Origin of the sequence: Aquincola tertiaricarbonis (genome assembly GCF_000969605.1) — a bacterium.
GTDB lineage: Bacteria > Pseudomonadota > Gammaproteobacteria > Burkholderiales > Burkholderiaceae_C > Aquincola > Aquincola tertiaricarbonis.
Genome location: NZ_JZUE01000001.1, coordinates 341898 through 358046, shown reverse-complemented (window position 1 = coordinate 358046; position 16149 = coordinate 341898). Strand labels below are relative to the sequence as shown.

The 16149-nt window shown below is 70.3% G+C and carries 17 protein-coding genes; 2 read left to right on the top strand and 15 right to left on the bottom strand.

The window, feature by feature from the left end; translation table 11 throughout:
- Nucleotides 1-2 precede the first annotated feature (2 nt).
- From mraY to VO99_RS01650, 8 genes are all read right to left on the bottom strand, one after another.
- Complete coding sequence (gene mraY / locus VO99_RS01685; protein ID WP_046111036.1) at nucleotides 3-1184, bottom strand: phospho-N-acetylmuramoyl-pentapeptide-transferase; 1182 nt, start codon at nucleotides 1182-1184, stop codon at nucleotides 3-5.
- Nucleotides 1174-2574 carry a UDP-N-acetylmuramoyl-tripeptide--D-alanyl-D-alanine ligase gene (locus VO99_RS01680; protein ID WP_046111035.1) on the bottom strand — a complete coding sequence of 467 codons (1401 nt, stop codon included), beginning with the start codon at nucleotides 2572-2574 and terminating at the stop codon, nucleotides 1174-1176. The genes mraY and VO99_RS01680 overlap by 11 nt, the downstream gene beginning before the upstream one ends.
- Nucleotides 2571-4148, bottom strand: coding sequence for a UDP-N-acetylmuramoyl-L-alanyl-D-glutamate--2,6-diaminopimelate ligase (locus VO99_RS01675; protein ID WP_046111034.1), 1578 nt, complete (start codon nucleotides 4146-4148; stop codon nucleotides 2571-2573). The genes VO99_RS01680 and VO99_RS01675 overlap by 4 nt, the downstream gene beginning before the upstream one ends.
- On the bottom strand, nucleotides 4149-5897 hold the full coding sequence (locus VO99_RS01670; RefSeq protein WP_046111229.1) for a peptidoglycan D,D-transpeptidase FtsI family protein: 1749 nt from the start codon (nucleotides 5895-5897) through the stop codon (nucleotides 4149-4151).
- 89 nt (nucleotides 5898-5986) lie between these two features.
- Entirely contained in the window at nucleotides 5987-6298 is a 312-nt protein-coding gene (ftsL, locus tag VO99_RS01665) for a cell division protein FtsL (protein ID WP_046111033.1), read from the bottom strand.
- Entirely contained in the window at nucleotides 6295-7272 is a 978-nt protein-coding gene (gene rsmH, locus VO99_RS01660) for a 16S rRNA (cytosine(1402)-N(4))-methyltransferase RsmH (protein ID WP_046111032.1), read from the bottom strand. The genes ftsL and rsmH overlap by 4 nt, the downstream gene beginning before the upstream one ends.
- The gene (gene mraZ, locus VO99_RS01655) at nucleotides 7272-7703 is read right to left on the bottom strand and encodes a division/cell wall cluster transcriptional repressor MraZ (protein WP_046111031.1); all 432 of its coding nucleotides are present in this window, start codon (nucleotides 7701-7703) and stop codon (nucleotides 7272-7274) included. Before mraZ ends, rsmH begins: the two co-directional genes overlap by 1 nt.
- Nucleotides 7704-7954: 251 nt before the next feature.
- The gene (locus VO99_RS01650) at nucleotides 7955-8860 is read right to left on the bottom strand and encodes a LysR family transcriptional regulator (RefSeq protein ID WP_046111030.1); all 906 of its coding nucleotides are present in this window, start codon (nucleotides 8858-8860) and stop codon (nucleotides 7955-7957) included.
- A gap of 99 nt (nucleotides 8861-8959) precedes the next feature.
- Here VO99_RS01650 and VO99_RS01645 point away from each other — a divergent pair, with 99 nt between their 5' ends.
- Together VO99_RS01645 and dkgB are read left to right on the top strand one after the other, a co-directional pair.
- Nucleotides 8960-10141: an MFS transporter gene (locus tag VO99_RS01645; RefSeq protein ID WP_046111029.1), complete on the top strand. Its 1182-nt coding sequence runs from the start codon at nucleotides 8960-8962 to the stop codon at nucleotides 10139-10141.
- A gap of 23 nt (nucleotides 10142-10164) precedes the next feature.
- Nucleotides 10165-10980 (top strand): 2,5-didehydrogluconate reductase DkgB, encoded by an 816-nt coding sequence (dkgB, locus tag VO99_RS01640; RefSeq protein WP_046111228.1) that lies wholly within the window; start codon nucleotides 10165-10167, stop codon nucleotides 10978-10980.
- Here the strand turns inward: dkgB and VO99_RS01635 are convergent.
- The 7 genes from VO99_RS01635 to VO99_RS01605 are packed head-to-tail and all read right to left on the bottom strand — an operon-like array spanning nucleotide 10977 to nucleotide 16126.
- Nucleotides 10977-11951 carry a PDR/VanB family oxidoreductase gene (locus tag VO99_RS01635; protein ID WP_046111028.1) on the bottom strand — a complete coding sequence of 325 codons (975 nt, stop codon included), beginning with the start codon at nucleotides 11949-11951 and terminating at the stop codon, nucleotides 10977-10979. The genes dkgB and VO99_RS01635 overlap by 4 nt on opposite strands.
- Before the next feature lie 48 nt (nucleotides 11952-11999).
- Nucleotides 12000-12479 carry a Rid family hydrolase gene (locus tag VO99_RS01630; protein ID WP_232315232.1) on the bottom strand — a complete coding sequence of 160 codons (480 nt, stop codon included), beginning with the start codon at nucleotides 12477-12479 and terminating at the stop codon, nucleotides 12000-12002.
- Nucleotides 12480-12481: 2 nt separating this feature from the next.
- Nucleotides 12482-13528 (bottom strand): Rieske 2Fe-2S domain-containing protein, encoded by a 1047-nt coding sequence (locus VO99_RS01625; protein WP_046111027.1) that lies wholly within the window; start codon nucleotides 13526-13528, stop codon nucleotides 12482-12484.
- A gap of 32 nt (nucleotides 13529-13560) precedes the next feature.
- The gene (locus VO99_RS01620; protein ID WP_046111026.1) at nucleotides 13561-13785 is read right to left on the bottom strand and encodes a recombinase-like helix-turn-helix domain-containing protein; all 225 of its coding nucleotides are present in this window, start codon (nucleotides 13783-13785) and stop codon (nucleotides 13561-13563) included.
- A 42-nt stretch (nucleotides 13786-13827) separates the two neighbouring features.
- Nucleotides 13828-14154 (bottom strand): hypothetical protein, encoded by a 327-nt coding sequence (locus tag VO99_RS01615; protein ID WP_046111025.1) that lies wholly within the window; start codon nucleotides 14152-14154, stop codon nucleotides 13828-13830.
- Between the two features lie 8 nt (nucleotides 14155-14162).
- The gene (locus tag VO99_RS01610) at nucleotides 14163-15149 is read right to left on the bottom strand and encodes a Bug family tripartite tricarboxylate transporter substrate binding protein (protein ID WP_046111226.1); all 987 of its coding nucleotides are present in this window, start codon (nucleotides 15147-15149) and stop codon (nucleotides 14163-14165) included.
- 5 nt (nucleotides 15150-15154) lie between these two features.
- The gene (locus VO99_RS01605) at nucleotides 15155-16126 is read right to left on the bottom strand and encodes a VOC family protein (RefSeq protein WP_046111024.1); all 972 of its coding nucleotides are present in this window, start codon (nucleotides 16124-16126) and stop codon (nucleotides 15155-15157) included.
- Nucleotides 16127-16149: the final 23 nt, after the last annotated feature.

Below are 16149 nucleotides of genomic sequence, written 5' to 3'. Positions count from 1 at the left end.
CATCAGCGCAGCTTGAGGCTGGCCAGGCCGATGAGGCACAGCAGCATGGTGATGATCCAGAAGCGCACGACGACCTGCGTCTCGCGCCATCCGCTCTTTTCGAAGTGATGGTGCAGCGGCGCCATCTTCAGGATGCGCCGGCCCTCGCCGTACTTCTTCTTGGTGTACTTGAACCAGGTGACCTGGGCCATGACCGACAGCGCCTCGGCCACGAACACGCCGCCCATGATGGCCAGCACGATCTCCTGGCGGGTGATGACGGCGATGGTGCCCAGTGCGCCGCCCAGCGCCAGCGCGCCCACGTCGCCCATGAACACCTGCGCCGGATGGGTGTTGAACCACAGGAAGGCCAGGCCGGCGCCGGCCAGCGCCGAGCAGAAGATCAGCAGCTCGCCCGAGCCGGGGATGTACGGGAACAGCAGGTAGCGCGAGTACACCGAGCTGCCCACCACGTACGAGAACACGCCCAGCGCCGAGCCCACCAGCACCACCGGCATGATGGCCAGGCCGTCCAGGCCGTCGGTGAGGTTGACCGCATTGCTGCTGCCCACGATCACCAGGTAGGTGAGGATGATGAAGCCCCACACGCCCAGCGGATAGCTCACCGTCTTGAAGAACGGCACCATCAGGTCGGCGCTGGGCGGCAGCTCGTTGCTGAAGCCGCTCTGCACCCATTGCACGAACAGCTCCAGCACCCGCAGGTTGGAGGTCTCGGACACGCTGAAGGCCAGGTACAGCGCGGCCACCAGGCCGATCAGCGACTGCCAGAAGTACTTCTCGCGCGAGGGCATGCCCTCGGGGTTCTTCTGCACCACCTTGCGCCAGTCGTCGGCCCAGCCGATGGCGCCGAAGCCGAAGGTGACCAGCATCACGATCCAGACGAAGCGGTTGCTCCAGTCGAACCACAGCAGCGTGGACACGCCGATGCCGATGAGGATGAGCACGCCGCCCATGGTGGGCGTGCCGCTCTTGGCCAGGTGCGTCTGCATGCCGTAGCCGCGGATCGGCTGGCCAATCTTCAGCGCCGTCAACCGGCGGATCACCCAGGGCCCGAAGGCCAGGCCGATCAGCAGCGAGGTCATCGCGGCCAGCACCGCCCGGAAGGTGAGGTACTGGAACACCCGCAGGAAGCCCAGCTCCTCCGGATACAGCGTCTGCAGCCACTGCGCCAGGCTAAGCAGCATCGGTGCCTCCGGCGTTCTGCAGGGCGGCGACCACACGCTCCATGCGCATGAAGCGCGATCCCTTGACCACCACCGAGCCGCCGGCCGGCAGCTCGGGCAGCGCGGCGATCAGTGCTTCCACCGTGGCGAAGTGGCGGCCGGCCGCATGCGCGGCCGTGGCCTCGGCGCTGGCGGCACCGGCGGCCCACAGCAGCTCGATGCCGCAGGCCTGCGCATGCGCGCCGACCTCGGCATGGAACTCGGGGCCACGGTCGCCCACCTCGCCCATGTCGCCCATCAGCAGCGCGCGCGGCGCCGGCAGCGTGGCCAGCACATCGATGGCGGCGCGCATGGAATCGGGGTTGGCGTTGTAGCTGTCGTCGATGAGCACCAGCGGCTGGCCGCGGTGGCTCAGGGTCTGCAGCTGCGAGCGGCCCTTGACCGGGGCGAAGCCCTGCAGCCCCTGCACGATGGCCGACAGCGGCGCACCGGCAGCCAGCGCGCAGGCGGCGGCGGCCAGCGCATTGCGCAGGTTGTGCTCGCCGGCCACCGCCAGCGTCAGGCTGGCCGGGCCGGCCGGCGTGTGCAGCGTGATGGCCCAGTGGGCGCCCATCCACATCGCCTCGCAGGTGAGGTCGGCCTCGCCCTGGCGGGCGAAGGTCAGGTGCGGGCGGCTGCCGGCCAGCTGCAGCCACAGCGGCGCATAGGTGTCGTCGGCCGGGAACACGGCCACGCCGGTGGGGCCCAGGGCCTCGATCACGCTGCCGTTCTCGCGGGCCACGGCTTCCACCGTGGCCATGAACTCCTGGTGCTCGCGCTGGGCGTTGTTCACCAGCGCCACCGTGGGCGCGGCGATGCGCGCCAGCAGCGCGATCTCGCCCGGGTGGTTCATGCCCAGCTCGACCACCGCGGCACGGTGCCAGCGCTGCGCATCCTGCCGCAGGCGCAGCAGCGTCAGCGGCACGCCGATGTGGTTGTTGTAGTTGCCTTCGGTGGCCAGCGCGCCGTCGGCCAGCCAGGCGCGCAGGATGGCCGCGGTCATCTGGGTGACGGTGGTCTTGCCGTTGCTGCCGGTGACGGCGATCAGCGGCAGCTCATGCTTGCGGCGCCAGGCCGCGGCCAGGAATTCCAGCGCCCGCTGCACGTCGGGCACCTGCAGGCCGGGCAGGCCGGCGGCTTGCAGGCCATGTTCGGCCAGCGCGGCCACGGCGCCGGCCTCGCGGGCCTGGGGCAGGAAGTCGTGGGCATCGAAGCGCTCGCCGCGCAGCGCGACGAACAGGTCGCCGGGCTGCAGCGTGCGGGTGTCGCTGTGCACGCGGTGCACCGGCGTGGCGGCGTCGCCCACCAGCACGGTGTCGGGCAGCAGCATGGCCAGCTCGCCCAGCGTGGTCATCGGCAGCACGGTGCTCATTGCGCCTGCCCTCCACCCGCAGCGATCTGCTGTGCCTGGCGCGCGGCCAGCGCGGCCAGGGCCTCGGCGGCGTCGGAGAACGGGTGCTTCACGCCCTGGATCTCCTGGTAGTCCTCATGGCCCTTGCCGGCCAGCAGGATGACGTCGTTCGGGCCGGCACTGTTCACCGCCTCGGCGATGGCGGCGCGGCGGTCGGCGATGACGGTGGCATCCACATGGCCGCGCTCGATGCCGGCCGCGATCTGCGCCAGGATGGCCTCGGGGTCCTCGCCGCGCGGGTTGTCGCTGGTCAGCAGCACGCGCTGCGCCAGCCGCGCCGCGATGGCGCCCATCTGCGGCCGCTTGGTGGCGTCGCGGTTGCCGCCGCAGCCGAACACGCAGATCAGCCGACCGCCGCGTGCCTGCGCGAACGGGCGCAGCGCCAGCAGCGCCTTTTCCAGCGCGTCGGGCGTGTGGGCATAGTCGACCACCAGCTCGGGCAGCGGCGCTTGCGAGTTGAGCTGCACACGCTGCATGCGGCCGGGCACGGGGGTGAAGAAGGGCACCACGCTGGCGGCGTCGTGCAGCGAGACGCCCAGCGCCCGCAGCCCGCCGATCACCACCAGCAGGTTGTGCACGTTGAAGTCGCCGATCAGCGTGCTGCGCACCAGCGCGCCGCGGTCGCCTTCGATCACCTCGAAGGCCAGGCCGCCGTCGGCATAGCCGATGTTCTGCGCGCGCAGCCGGGCGGTCTGCTGGGCCGAGACGGTCCAGCGCTCGGCCGCGAAGGGCTCGCGGGCCAGCGCCTCGCCCTGCGGATCGTCGATGTTGATGACCGCGGACTTCAGGCCCGGCCAGTCGAACAGCGCCCGCTTGGCGGCCCAGTAGGCCTCCATCGAGCCGTGGTAGTCCAGGTGGTCCTGCGTGAAGTTGGTGAACAGCGCCACCCGCACGCGCAGCCCGTCCAGCCGGTGCTCGGCGATGCCGATGGACGAGGCCTCGATGGCGCAGGCATGGATGCCGCCGTCGTGGAAGTCGCGCAGCGCGCGGTGCAGCGTCACCGGGTCCGGCGTGGTCAGGCCGGTGAAGGTGATGCTGCCCGGCTGGGCATCGCTGGGCTGGCCGTCCGTGGTGGATGCAGCGGTCGCGGGGATGGCCAGCGGCGGCTCGCCGATGCCCAGCGTGCCGATGACGCCGCAGCGCCGGCCCAGCATGGCCAGGGCCTGCGCCGTCCACCAGGCGGTGGAGGTCTTGCCGTTGGTGCCGGTGGTGGCCACCACGTCCATCTGGGCGCTGGGGTGGCCGAAGAAGGCATCGGCGATGGGGCCGGTGGCCGCCTTCAGCTGGGGCAGCGAGGCGATGCGGGCATTGTCGAAGGCGAAGCTCTCCACGCCCTCGTGCTCCACCAGGCAGGTGGCGGCACCGGCCACCAGGGCCGAGCGCGCGAACTGGCGTCCATCGGTGGCATAGCCGGGCCAGGCGATGAAGGCATCACCCGGCTGCACCTGGCGGCTGTCGGCACGCAAGGTGCCGGTGACCCACTCGCGCAGCCAGCGGGCTGCGGCGTCGGGGGATTTGAGGCGGGTCAGGGACACTTAGAAACTTTCCTGCGCGGCCGGGATGTCACGGGTGACGATCTGCGGCTGCACCTCGATGTCGGGCGGCACGCCCAGCATGCGCAGCGTGTTCTGCACCACCTGGCTGAACACGGGCGCGGCCACGGTGCCGCCGAAATATTGGCCATTGGTCGGTTCGTCGACCATCACGGCGACGACGATGCGCGGGTCGCTGATCGGCGCGATGCCGACGAACCATGCGCGGTACTTGTTGCCGGCGTACGAACGGCCTTCCTGCTTGTGGGCGGTACCCGTCTTGCCGCCCACCGAATAACCCACCGCTTGCGACTGCGGCGCGGTGCCGCCCTTCTGCGAGACGCTGTGCAGCATCTCGCGCATGGCCTTGGCCACCTCGGGGCGGAACACCTGCACGCCCTGCACCGGCTGGTTCTGCTTGAGCATGGTCACGGGGATGACCTCGCCGTCGCGCGCGAACACGGTGTAGGCCCGCGCCAGCTGGAACAGCGAGGCCGACAGGCCGTAGCCGTAGCTCATGGTGGCCTGCTCGATGGGCCGCCAGGTCTTCCACGGGCGCAGCCGGCCGGTGACGGCGCCGGGAAAGCGCAGCTGCGGCTTCTGCCCCAGGCCCACCGCGGCGAACACGTCGTACATCTCCTTGCGGTCCATCTGCATCGCCATCTTCACGGTGCCGACGTTGCTGGACTTCTGGATCACCTCGCTGACCGACAGCACGCCATAGGCATGCGAGTCGCTGATGGTGCTGCCGGTGATGGTGATGCGGCCCGGCGCCACGTTGATGGGCGTGTTGGGCGTGACGCGGCGGGTTTCCAGCGCCCATGACACGATCAGCGGCTTCATCGTGGAGCCGGGCTCGAAGGTGTCGGTCAGCGCGCGGTTGCGCAGCTGCGCACCGGTGAGGCGGCGGCGGTTGCCGGGGTCGAAGCTGGGGTAGTTCGCCAGCGCCAGCACCTCGCCGGTCTTGGCATCCAGCACCACCACGCTGCCGGCCTTGGCCTTGTGCTCGGCCACCGCGTCGCGGATGCGCTGGTAGGCGAAGAACTGCACCTTGGAATCCACCGACAGCTGGATGTCCTGGCCATTGGCCGCGTCCACCTGCGGGCCCATGTCCTCCACCACGCGGCCCAGGCGGTCCTTGACCACCTCGCGCGAGCCGTTGCGCCCGCGCAGCTCCTGCTCGAAGGCCAGCTCGATGCCTTCCTGGCCCACGTCTTCCAGGTTGGTGAAGCCCACCAGGTGCGCCGCCGCCTCGCCCTCGGGGTACTTGCGGCGGTACTCGTTGACCTCGTACACGCCTTCGATCTTCAGCGCGCGGATCTTCTTCCACAGCTCGTCGTCCACCTGGCGCTTGAGCCAGGCGAAGCGGCTGCCGTTGTCCAGCGTCTTGTCGAGCTCGGGAAGCGGCATCTCCAGCAGGCGGGCCAGTTCGCGGCGCTGCTCGGGCGTGGCCTTCACGTCGCGCGGGATCGCCCAGATGGACGGCACCGACACGCTGGTGGCCAGCAGCAGGCCGTTGCGGTCGAGGATGCGGCCGCGGCTGGCGCGCAGCTCCAGCGTGTGCGCATAGCGCTTCTCGCCTTCGCTCAGGTAGAACTCGGTGCCGATGGCCTGGATGTAGACCGCGCGGCCCACCAGCAGGCAGAAGCCCAGGCCCACCAGGCCGACGATGAACTTGCTGCGGCCCGGCGGCGTCTTGGCGGCCAGCAGCGGGCTCTGCGCATACGACAGGCTGCGCACGCTGGCGGCCATGCGGCGGCGGCCGTCGTTGTCCTTCGGCGGGCGCGGGCGCTTGGTCATGGTGGCGCCGCCGCTCGCGGGCTTCTTGCGGAACAGGCCCATCACCGCACCTCCGGCGCGCTGGCGGCCGCAGCCGCGGTGGCGGCATGGCCGGTATCGGTCACGTACTGGGTCACGGCGGCATTGGCCGTGCGCATCTGCAGCCGGTCGCGCGCCACCTTCTCCACGCGCAGGTGGGTGGCCTGGGCCTGGCGCTCGGCCTCCAGGCGCTTGTAGTCCACTTCCAGCCGGGCGTGCAGGGTCTTGGCGCGTTCAATCTCGTTGAACAGCCGGCGCGTGTCGTAGGTGGTCTTCACCAGGAACAGGCAGCTGGCCAGCAGCGCGGCCAGCAGCAGGATGTTGAGCCGCGTCACAGCGCCTGCCCTTCCACCGGGGCGGCCTTGCGCTCGGCCACGCGCAGGATGGCCGAGCGAGAACGTGCATTGGCGGCCACCTCGTCGGCCGAGGGCTTCACCCGGCCGAGCGAATGCAGCCGCGTGGGCGCGGGCTCGGCGAAGGGCGCGCGGCGGTCGTACACCTGCTTGCTCTCGCGCGCGATGAAGGTCTTGACGATGCGGTCTTCCAGCGAATGGAAGCTGATGACGGCCAGCCGGCCGCCCGGGGCCAGCAGGTCGACGGTGTCGCTCAGGACCTGTTTGAGCTCTTCAAGCTCGGCGTTGACGAAAATCCGAAGAGCCTGAAAGGTGCGCGTGGCGGGGTTCTGCCCCGGCTCGCGGGTCTTGACCGCACGAGCCACGACCTCGGACAGCTGGCCTGTGGTTCGAACGGGGTTCCCGCCCTCGCGCCGAGCAACAAGCGCCTTTGCAATCTGCACAGCAAACCGTTCTTCGCCATAGTCTCGTACCACCTGTGCAATCTGGCGCTCGTCGGCGCGGGCCAGGAAATCCGCGGCGCTTTCGCCCCGGGTCGGGTCCATGCGCATGTCCAGCGGGCCGTCGAAGCGGAAGCTGAAGCCCCGCTGCGGGTCGTCGATCTGCGGCGACGACACGCCCAGGTCCAGCAGGATGCCGTCGACCCGGTGCACGCCGATGCCGGCCAGGCGCTCCCGCATGTCGCGGAAGCTGGCATGGAAGATGGCGAAACGCGGGTCTGAAACCCGCGTCGGCGCTGACTCGTCGGTGGCAGCGGCAATGGCGGCCGGGTCCTTGTCGAAGGCGATCAGCCGGCCATGCGGCGACAGCCGCCTGAGCAGTTCGCGCGAGTGGCCGCCGCGGCCGAAGGTGCCGTCCACGTAGATGCCGTCGGCGCGGTGGAACCAGCCTTCGACGGCTTCTTCCAGCATCACGCTGATGTGCTGCAGGGGGGCGGCGGCGGGCGTGCTGCTCATCACAGGCCCATGTCGATGAACGATTGGGCGACGTCGCCCTTGGCCAGCTGCTCTTCCTCGTAGGCAGCCAGGCGGGCGGCGTCCCACAGCTCGAAGCGCTGGCCGGTGCCCAGCAGCATCACGTCCTTGTCCAGGCCGGCCCAGGTGCGCAGCTCCGGCGCGATGAGCACGCGCGAGCCGCTGTCGATCTCCACGTCCACCGCGCTGCCGACGAACAGCCGGCGCATCACATCCCCGCCGGCGCCCATGGCCAGGATGCGGTCGCGAAAATGCTCCCAGGCGGGACGGGGAAACACCAGCAGGCAGCGGTTGGGATGCTTGGTGATGGTGAGCTTGTCCTGTGCCACGGCAGCCAGCACGTCGCGATGGCGGGCCGGGACGGTCATCCGCCCTTTTCCGTCCAGCGACAACGCTGAGCCCCCCTGAAACACAAAACTCACCCTTTTCCCCCACAAACCGCCACTATCCCCCACTGTAGCTGACGCACCGGTGTGGGTCAACGCGCGCTGTCAGAAAAATCAATGAAATCAACTACTTACAGCCGCCTCGCGAAGTAAGTACACGAAAAAATGGCTTCAAAAATAAGGACTTGCAGGGGGCACTGAAAGTGATGGGTGAGATGCAGCAACGTTGGGGGTGCCCGTCGGGCGCTGCGCGTCGGAGTCGGGCGCAGTCCCACCCGTCATCCCCACCCGGCTTCGCCGATCTGCTGCGCCAGGAAGTCCAGGAAGCAGCCGACGCGGGACGCCAGCTCGGTGTTCCGGTAGAACACGGCGTGGATCGGCTGCAGCAGCTCCACCGTGTCGCGCGGCAGCAGCTGCACCAGGGCGCCGGCGCGGCGGTCCTCCGCGGTCATGAAGTCGGACAGGCAGACGACGCCGGCCCCTTCCAGCGCCAGCCGGCGCAGCGTCTCGCCGCTGCTGGCCTTGATCGCAGGCTGCACCCTCAGCCGGTCGCCCTGCGGCCCGCGCAACGGCCACAGGTTCAGTGACTCGGGCTGGTTGAAGCCCAGCAGCCGGTGACCCGGGCCGGTGAGCTCCGCCACCGTCTTGGGCCGGCCGCGCGCCTTCAGGTAGCCGGGGCTGGCCAGCACCCGCACCGCGCTGTGGCCCAGCGGCCGCGCGCGCAGGGTCGAATCGACCAGCGGCCCGATGCGGATGGCGACGTCGGTGTCCTGCTGCAGCAGGTCGATCGGCAGGTCGTCGGTGTTCAGCTCCAGCTCGATCAGCGGGTACAGCGCCTGGAAGGCGGCCACCCGCGGCGCCACCGCATGCAGCATGAAGGGCACCGCGGCATTCACCCGCAGCCGGCCGGCGGGCTGCTGGCGGCGGGCGGCCATCTGCTCCTCGGCCTCGTCCACCGCGGCCAGGATGTCGCGGGCCCGTGCCAGGAAGGCGCGGCCCTCGTCGGTGAGCGACAGCCGGCGCGTGGTGCGGTTCAGCAACGTGGTGCCCAGCTTCTGCTCCAGCCGCCGCAGCGCCCGGCTGATGCCGGAGACCGTCTGGCCCAGCTGCTCGGCCGCGGCGGTGATGGAGCCGGTGTCCACCACCGTGCGCAGCGCCAGCAGCTCGTCCAGCGTCGTCTTCATTCTTGACTCCAATTCAAGGGTCTTGTGCCCAGCACCTGATTTTTCCGCAAGAGCCGCGCACCCACACTCCGCCCCGACCTGCACAACCCGGAGTACCCCATGCCGCTTGCCTTGTTCGCGCTGACGCTCAGCGCCTTCGCCATCGGAACCACCGAATTCGTCATCGTCGGCCTGCTGCCCACGGTGGCGGCCGACCTGGGCGTGAGCCTGCCCTCGGCGGGCCTGCTGGTCAGCCTGTACGCGCTGGGCGTGGCCGTGGGCGCGCCGGTGCTCACCGCCCTCACCGGCCGCGTGCCGCGCAAGCTGCTGCTGCTGTCGCTGATGGCCCTGTTCACCGCCGGCAACCTGCTGGCCTGGCAGGCGCCGGGCTACGAGTCGCTGATCGCCGCCCGGGTGCTCACCGGCCTGGCGCACGGCGTGTTCTTCTCGATCGGCTCCACCATCGCCACCAGCCTGGTGCCGAAGGACAAGGCGGCGAGCGCGATCGCCATCATGTTCACCGGGCTGACGGTGGCGCTGGTGACCGGCGTGCCACTGGGCACCTTCATCGGTCAGCACTTCGGCTGGCGCGAGACCTTCCTGGCGGTGGCCGGCCTGGGCGCGGTGGCCTTCGTCGGCAGCCTGCTGCTGGTGCCACGCCGCATCGCCCACACGCCGCCGGCCTCGCTGGCGCAGCAGGCCCGTGTGCTGGCCGAGCCGCGGCTGCTGCTGGTGTACGCCACCACCGCGGTGGGCTATGGCGGCAGCTTCATCCCCTTCACCTTCCTGGCGCCCATCCTCACCGAGGTGGCCGGCTTCAGCACCGGCGCGGTGGCTTGGGTGATGGCGGTGTACGGCGTGTCGGTGGCCGTGGGCAACCTGTGGGGCGGCCGGCTGGCCGACCGCCGCGGCCCGATCCCGGCGCTGAAGCTGGTCTTCGCGCTGCTGGCCGCGGTGCTGTTCGCCCTGACCTTCACCGCGCACCACCCCTGGCTGGCCGTGCTGACGGTGCTGGCCTGGGGCGCGGTGGCCTTCGGCAACGTGCCGGGCCTGCAGGTGTACGTGGTGCGCCAGGCCGAGCACCACACGCCCGACGCGGTGGACGTCGCCTCGGGCCTGAACATCGCCGCCTTCAACCTGGGCATCGCCGGCGCGGCCTGGGCCGGCGGGCTCATCGTCACCCACCTGGGGCTAATGCACACGCCCTGGATCGGCGCACTGGTGGTACTGGTGGCGCTGGCCCTCACGGCCTGCAGCGGTGCGCTTGACCGCCGCGGCGCCCGCCGCTTCGCAGCTGCCTAGACAACTTCACCAAGGACATGACCATGACCGTGCACCCCATTCCCCCGTTCGGCCTCGGCACCTTCCGCCTGAAGGGCCAGACCGTCATCGACTCGGTGACCACCGCACTCGAACTCGGCTACCGCGCGATCGACACCGCGCAGATCTACGGCAACGAAGCCGAGGTGGGCCAGGCCATCGAACGCAGCGGCGTGCCGCGCGACGAGCTGTTCGTCACCACCAAGGTCTGGACCGAGCACCTGGCCGGCGACCGGTTGCTGCCCAGCCTGCGCGAGAGCCTGGACAAGCTGCGCATGGACGCGGTGGACCTGACACTGATCCACTGGCCCTCGCCCGGCGGCGCGATGCCGTTGGCCGAATCCATCGAGGCGCTGCTGGCCGCCCGCCAGCAGGGGCTGACGCGGCAGATCGGCGTCTCCAACTTCACCGTCGCGCTGCTGCAGGAGGCCATCGACGCGGCCGGCGCCGGCCAGATCGCCACCAACCAGGTGGAGCTGCACCCCTACCTGCAGAACCGCACGCTGGCCGGGTTCGCGCGCAGCCAGGGCGTGCCGCTCACCTCGTACATGACGCTGGGCTACGGCAAGGTGCTGGCCGACGAGGTGCTGGCCGGCATCGCCGCGGCGCATGGCGTGGCCCCCGCCCAGGTGGCGCTGGCGTGGGCGATGCAGTTGGGGCATGCGGTGATCCCGTCGTCGACGAAGCGGGCGAACCTGCAGGCCAACCTGGCGGCGCAGGACCTGAAGCTGACCGACGACGAGATGGCCCGCATCGCTACGCTGGACCGCGGTGAGCGGCTGGTGAACCCGGCCGGGCTGGCGCCGGCGTGGGATGTCTAGACATCCAGCACCAGCCGCTTCCCCTTGCAGCTGGACACGCAGATCATCATCGTGCGGCCGGATTCGCGCTCGATCTTGGTGAGGATGCCGTCGCGGTGGTCGAGTTCGCCGTCGAATTCGAGCACCGCGGTCTCGCAGGCGCCGCACACGCCTTCCTTGCAGCTGTGGTCGGGGTTGAGGCCGGCGTCGATCAGGCTGTCGAGCACCGACTTGCCGGGCGGCACCTCCACCACCTTGCCGCTGCGGGCGCACTCCACCACGAAGCTCTGCGTGGCCGCGGGCGCCTCCACCGGCGCGGCGGCAAAGCGCTCGATGTGGGCGGCGGGGTAGTTGAGCTTCTCGCAGGCGCGCTCGAAGGCGTCGAGCATCGGGCCCGGGCCGCAGCAGTAGAAGTGGCTGTCGGCCTTGCGGCCGGCCAGCAGTGCGGCCAGGTCGGGCGGGCCGCCGGCCGACTCGTCGAAGTGCCAGGTCACCGGCACGTCATGCTGCCGGGCCAGCGCCTCGATCTCGGTCACGAAGGCCGCTTCCTCGCGCTTGCGCGCGCAGTAGATCAGCTCCACCGGCCGGCCGATGGCCACCAGCCGCTGCAGCATGCACCAGATGGGCGTGACGCCGATGCCGCCGGCCACCAGCACCGAACGCGGCGCGTCCTCATGCAGCTTGAAGTTGTTGCGCGGCGCCGAGATGCTGATGCGGCTGCCCACCCGCAGCTGCTCGTGCACGTAGCGCGAGCCGCCGCGGCTCTTGCGGTCGTGCAGGATGCCGACCACGTAGCGTCCGCTGTCGCTGGCCGGGTTGCACAGCGAGTAGCTGCGCACCAGGCCGTTGGGCAGGTGCAGGTCGATGTGCGAGCCGGCCTCGAACACCGGGAACGCCACGTCCCTGGAAGCGGGGCGGAACTCGACGCTGACGATGCCTTCCGCCTCGTGGCGCATCGCGTAGACCAGGGCGTTCAGGGTCGGGGAAGACATGGCACTCAGCCTCAGGTGGCAGGGGTTCGGTCGGGGTTCAGGCGGGCTTCAGGCGGTGGCGAGCACGACCTGCCGCAGATCGGCATCCAGGCGGGCGATGGCGTCCACCTCCACCCGCAGTTCGGGCTGCACCAGCGCACTCACGGCCACCAGGGTGGAGGCGGGAAACAGCGCGCCGGGCAGCACCTCGGCAAAGAAGTCGCGGCGGGCACGGCCCACGGCCTCGCGGTCGGCGATGTCGGTCAGGTACAGCGTGAGCTTGACGAGGTTGTGCACGCCGCCGCCGGCCGCCTCCACCAGCGCCTGCAGCCTGCGCAGGCACACCAGCGCCTGCTGGTACGCGTCCATCGGCGTGCCGGCGGCCGCGGCCTGCTGCGCGGCGGCGCCGGCCGTCTGGCCGGACATCACCACCTCGGCGCCCAGCACCAGGGCTTGCGACCAGGTGGCATGGGGCACGTCGGGCACGGCGGCGCAGGCCACCTTTCGCACGGGCGTGGCCAGGGCCGGGGTCACGGGCAGGGCGGCCACCGTCAGGCCTTGGCCGGGGCCGCGGCGGCCGCCGCCAGCTGCGCCTGCGCCAGGCCCTTCAGGTGCCGGCGCAGCCGCACGATGCCGAGGTCGTGCTGGTACAGCTGCTCATGCTGGTTGGCGTCGGGCTCCATGTTCTCGATCAGCACGCGGTCCTGTTCCAGCACGTGCCAGTGGCGTGCCTCCAGCCGGTTCTTGTAGAGGAAGCGCCAGGTGTCGCGCTGCCAGCCCGGTGGCAGCTTGCGCACGCGCCAGTGGAAGGCACAGCTCAGCGTGGGGCTGACCGGCGTGTAGCTGCCGATGATGATGAAGTTGCCGCCGGGGCCGCCGGTCTTCGGGTAAGGGATCTCCAGCCGCATCCAGTGGATGCCGGTGTCGGCCCACTCGGTCCAGTCGAAGTTGACGTTGCGCTGGCCTTCCTTCTCGAACACGAAGCCGGTGTCGGTGGGCCGGATGCCGAACTTGGCCGTGGATTCGCCCTCGGCCATCGAATGCGACTGCTTGTGCAGGAAGGTGCCGTGCATCGGGTCCATCACGTTGTCCAGCACGTAGCGGTAGTCACCCTTCCATTCGGCGTAGCAGAGGAAGGACGAGAACTGGCTGTCGTCGGTCAGCTGCTCGGGCAGCTGCAGAGGCGGCGGCGTGTCCACCGGCTCCTTCGAGTTGTACATGAACACCGCGCCCGCGGCTTCGCGCACATGGAAGTGGCGGGTGGCCTGGCTGCCTTCCAGCTTGCAGCCGGGGCTGCCGGGCACCTTGGTCACCACGCCGTCGCAGCGCACTTCCACGCCGTGGTACGGGCAGGCGATGCGGTCGCCCAGCACCACGCCCTGCGACAGCGGCGCGCCGCGGTGCGGGCAGCGGTCTTCCAGCGCATGCAGCACGCCTTGCGTGTCGCGCCAGAACACGAGCTTGCGGCCCAGCCGGCGCAGCGACACCGGCCGGTCCTGGATGAAGCCCGACGGGCAGATGGGATACCAGAGGTCCTTCAGGCCGATCTCGAGCAACTGGTCGACCGGATCGGCGGCAACGGCGATGGGGATGTTCATGGTGCTTCCTCGGATGCGTGGATGCCGCGCGCTCAGGCGCCCAGGCGCGCCATCTCGGCGCGGTAGTTCTCTTCCGTCCAGGGCGTGCCGCTGGGCGTGCTCATGTGGCTGCGGTTCAGGTGCGCCACCAGGGCGGGCAGCTCGGTCACGCCGGCGGCGAAGGCGCGCTCGATGGCGTCGCCCAGCAGGTCTTCATACGGGGTGGGCGGGCGCTGGCGCGCCTGGTGTGCGTCGAGATAGCGGTCGGTGGATTGCATCGTCGGCCTCCTGCGGGGCAAGGGATGGGGAGTGGCGGTGGCTCACTGGCCGCCGTTGCGCACGCGCTCGCGGATGCGTTCGCGCACGGGGATGAAGTCGTAGGTGGGATGGCACTCGGTGGTGAACACGCCCCAGGCGCGGCGTTCCAGCTCCACGTTCACCAGCGGCAGCTTGTCGGGCGGCAGCTCCAGCGTGAGGATCTGGCCCAGGCCCATCGCCACCGTCCAGGAGACGATGCGCGTGCCCTCGGGCGGGAACTGCTCCCACCAGTCGGCCGCCTTCATGCGCTGCTGCACGTCGTCCAGCGTCAGGCCGGGGTGGTGCTTGAGCACCACCGTCAGCAGCATCAGGTTGGCTTGTTCGCTCATGCGCTGCCTCACTCGGCCACGATGCCGCGCGACTTGATGATGGGCGCCCACACCGCGGTTTCCTTGCGGATGTGGGCGGCGAAGTCGGCCGGCGTCATCGTGGCGTCGGAAAGGCCCTGGGCCGCCAGCTTGTCGCGCATCGCCGGCTCGGCCAGCAGCGCATGGGCATCCTTGGCCAGTTGCTCGACCACCGCGGCCGGCGTGCCGGCCGGCGCCAGCAGGCCGTACCACGAGGTGACCACCACGCCCGGAATGCCCTGCTCGGCCAGCGTGGGGATGTCGGGCGCCACCGGGCTGCGCGCGGCCTCGGTGATGCCCAGCGCCACCAGCTTGCCTTCCTTGATGAAGGGCAGCGTGGCCGGCAGGTTGCTGAACATCAGCGGCACCACGCCACCCAGCACGTCGTTCAACGCCGGGCCGGTGCCCTTGTAGGGCACGTGGGTGATGTCCACCTCGGCCTGCTGCTTGAACAGCTCACCCGCCAGGTGCAGGCCGCTGCCCACACCCGGCGAGGCGTAGAACAGCGTGGCCGGCTTCGCCTTGGCCAGCGCCACCAGCTCCCTGGCCGTCTTGATCTTCAGCGCAGGGCTGGCCACCAGCACGTTGGGCGCCTTGGCCAGCATCGTCACCGGCACGAAGTCCCGCTCGATGTTGAACGGGAAGTTCGGCATCAAGGTCGGGTTGATCGTGAGGTTGCCGGCCGGCACCACCAGCAGCGTATGGCCGTCGGGCCTGGCGCGCTTGACGCGGTCGATGCCCAGGTTGCCGGCCGCACCGGCCACGTTGTCCACCACGGCCGCCTGGCCATAGCGCTTGCCCAGGGCCTCGGCCAGCAGGCGGGCCAGCGTGTCCACCGGCCCGCCGGGCGGGAACGGCGCCACGATGGTGAAGCGGCCTTCGGCCAGCTGCTTCTCGGCGGGCGACTGTGCCTGCGCGGCCAGCGGCAGGGCCAGCGCGAGGCCGGCGGCCAGCAGCACTCGTCTAGACAGGTTCATGCGGTTCACTTCTTCTCCGTCAGGAACTTGCCCTGGGGCGCATCGGCGTTCTTCTGCCGGCGGGTGTGGCCATCCAGGCCGCCATCCACCGCCCATTCGGCGAACACCGTGGGGCCCGGCTCGAACTCGCGCGGCTGCCAGTCGCCGGTGAGCTGGTCCTCGTCGGCGTAGTACTCGATCAGGCCGCCGGCCGGATTCTTGAAGTACCAGAAATAGGCCGACGAGATTGGGTGCCGGCCCGGGCCGAGCTGGGTTTCCCAGCCGCAGCGCGAGAAGTGCAGGCCGCCGCCGAACACCTCGTGGATGTCGCGCACGGTGAAGGCGACGTGGTTCAGCCCGCGTTTGCCCGAGGGCAGCTGCAGCAGGAAGATGTCGTGGTGCCCGCCCTCCGGCGCGCAGCGCAGGAAGGCGCCGCGGTTGGGGTAGCTGTCCGAAGCGACGAAGCCCAGCTTGTCGCGGTAGAAGGCGCTGGTGGCATTCACGTCGGAAGCGAAGAACACCACGTGCCCCACCTCGATCGGCGTGGCGCGGTCGTAGATCGGGCTGGGCTGGTTGACGCGCAGCTTGTCGTTCCAGGTGTTGCTGGGGCCGCATTCGATCTGCACCGCATGCTTGCGGGTGCGCTGCAGGCGCACGGCCACGCCGTTGGGGTCGGTGCAGCCGATGCGGCGGGCGCCGTCGGCCTGCGTGTCGACAAAGCCGGGCTGGTCGGCGATGGCCGCGGCATAGCGGTCGAGGTCGGCGTCGCTCTCCACGCCCCACACCACCTCGCACAGCGTCGGACCGTCTTCCGGGCCAGGCGGCAGGCCGGGCAGGCCCAGCCGGGCCACCACCACACGGCAGCCGTTCAGGCTCTCGAACACCAGCGCATCGGCCGACTCGCTGGCCAGCGCCAGGCCCCAGTCGGCGAAGAAGCGCTTGCAGGTGGGCAGGTCGTCTGCCACGTAGGTGATCTGGTCGATTCCGAGAACGCTCATTGCGGATTCCTTCTGGCCGCCGG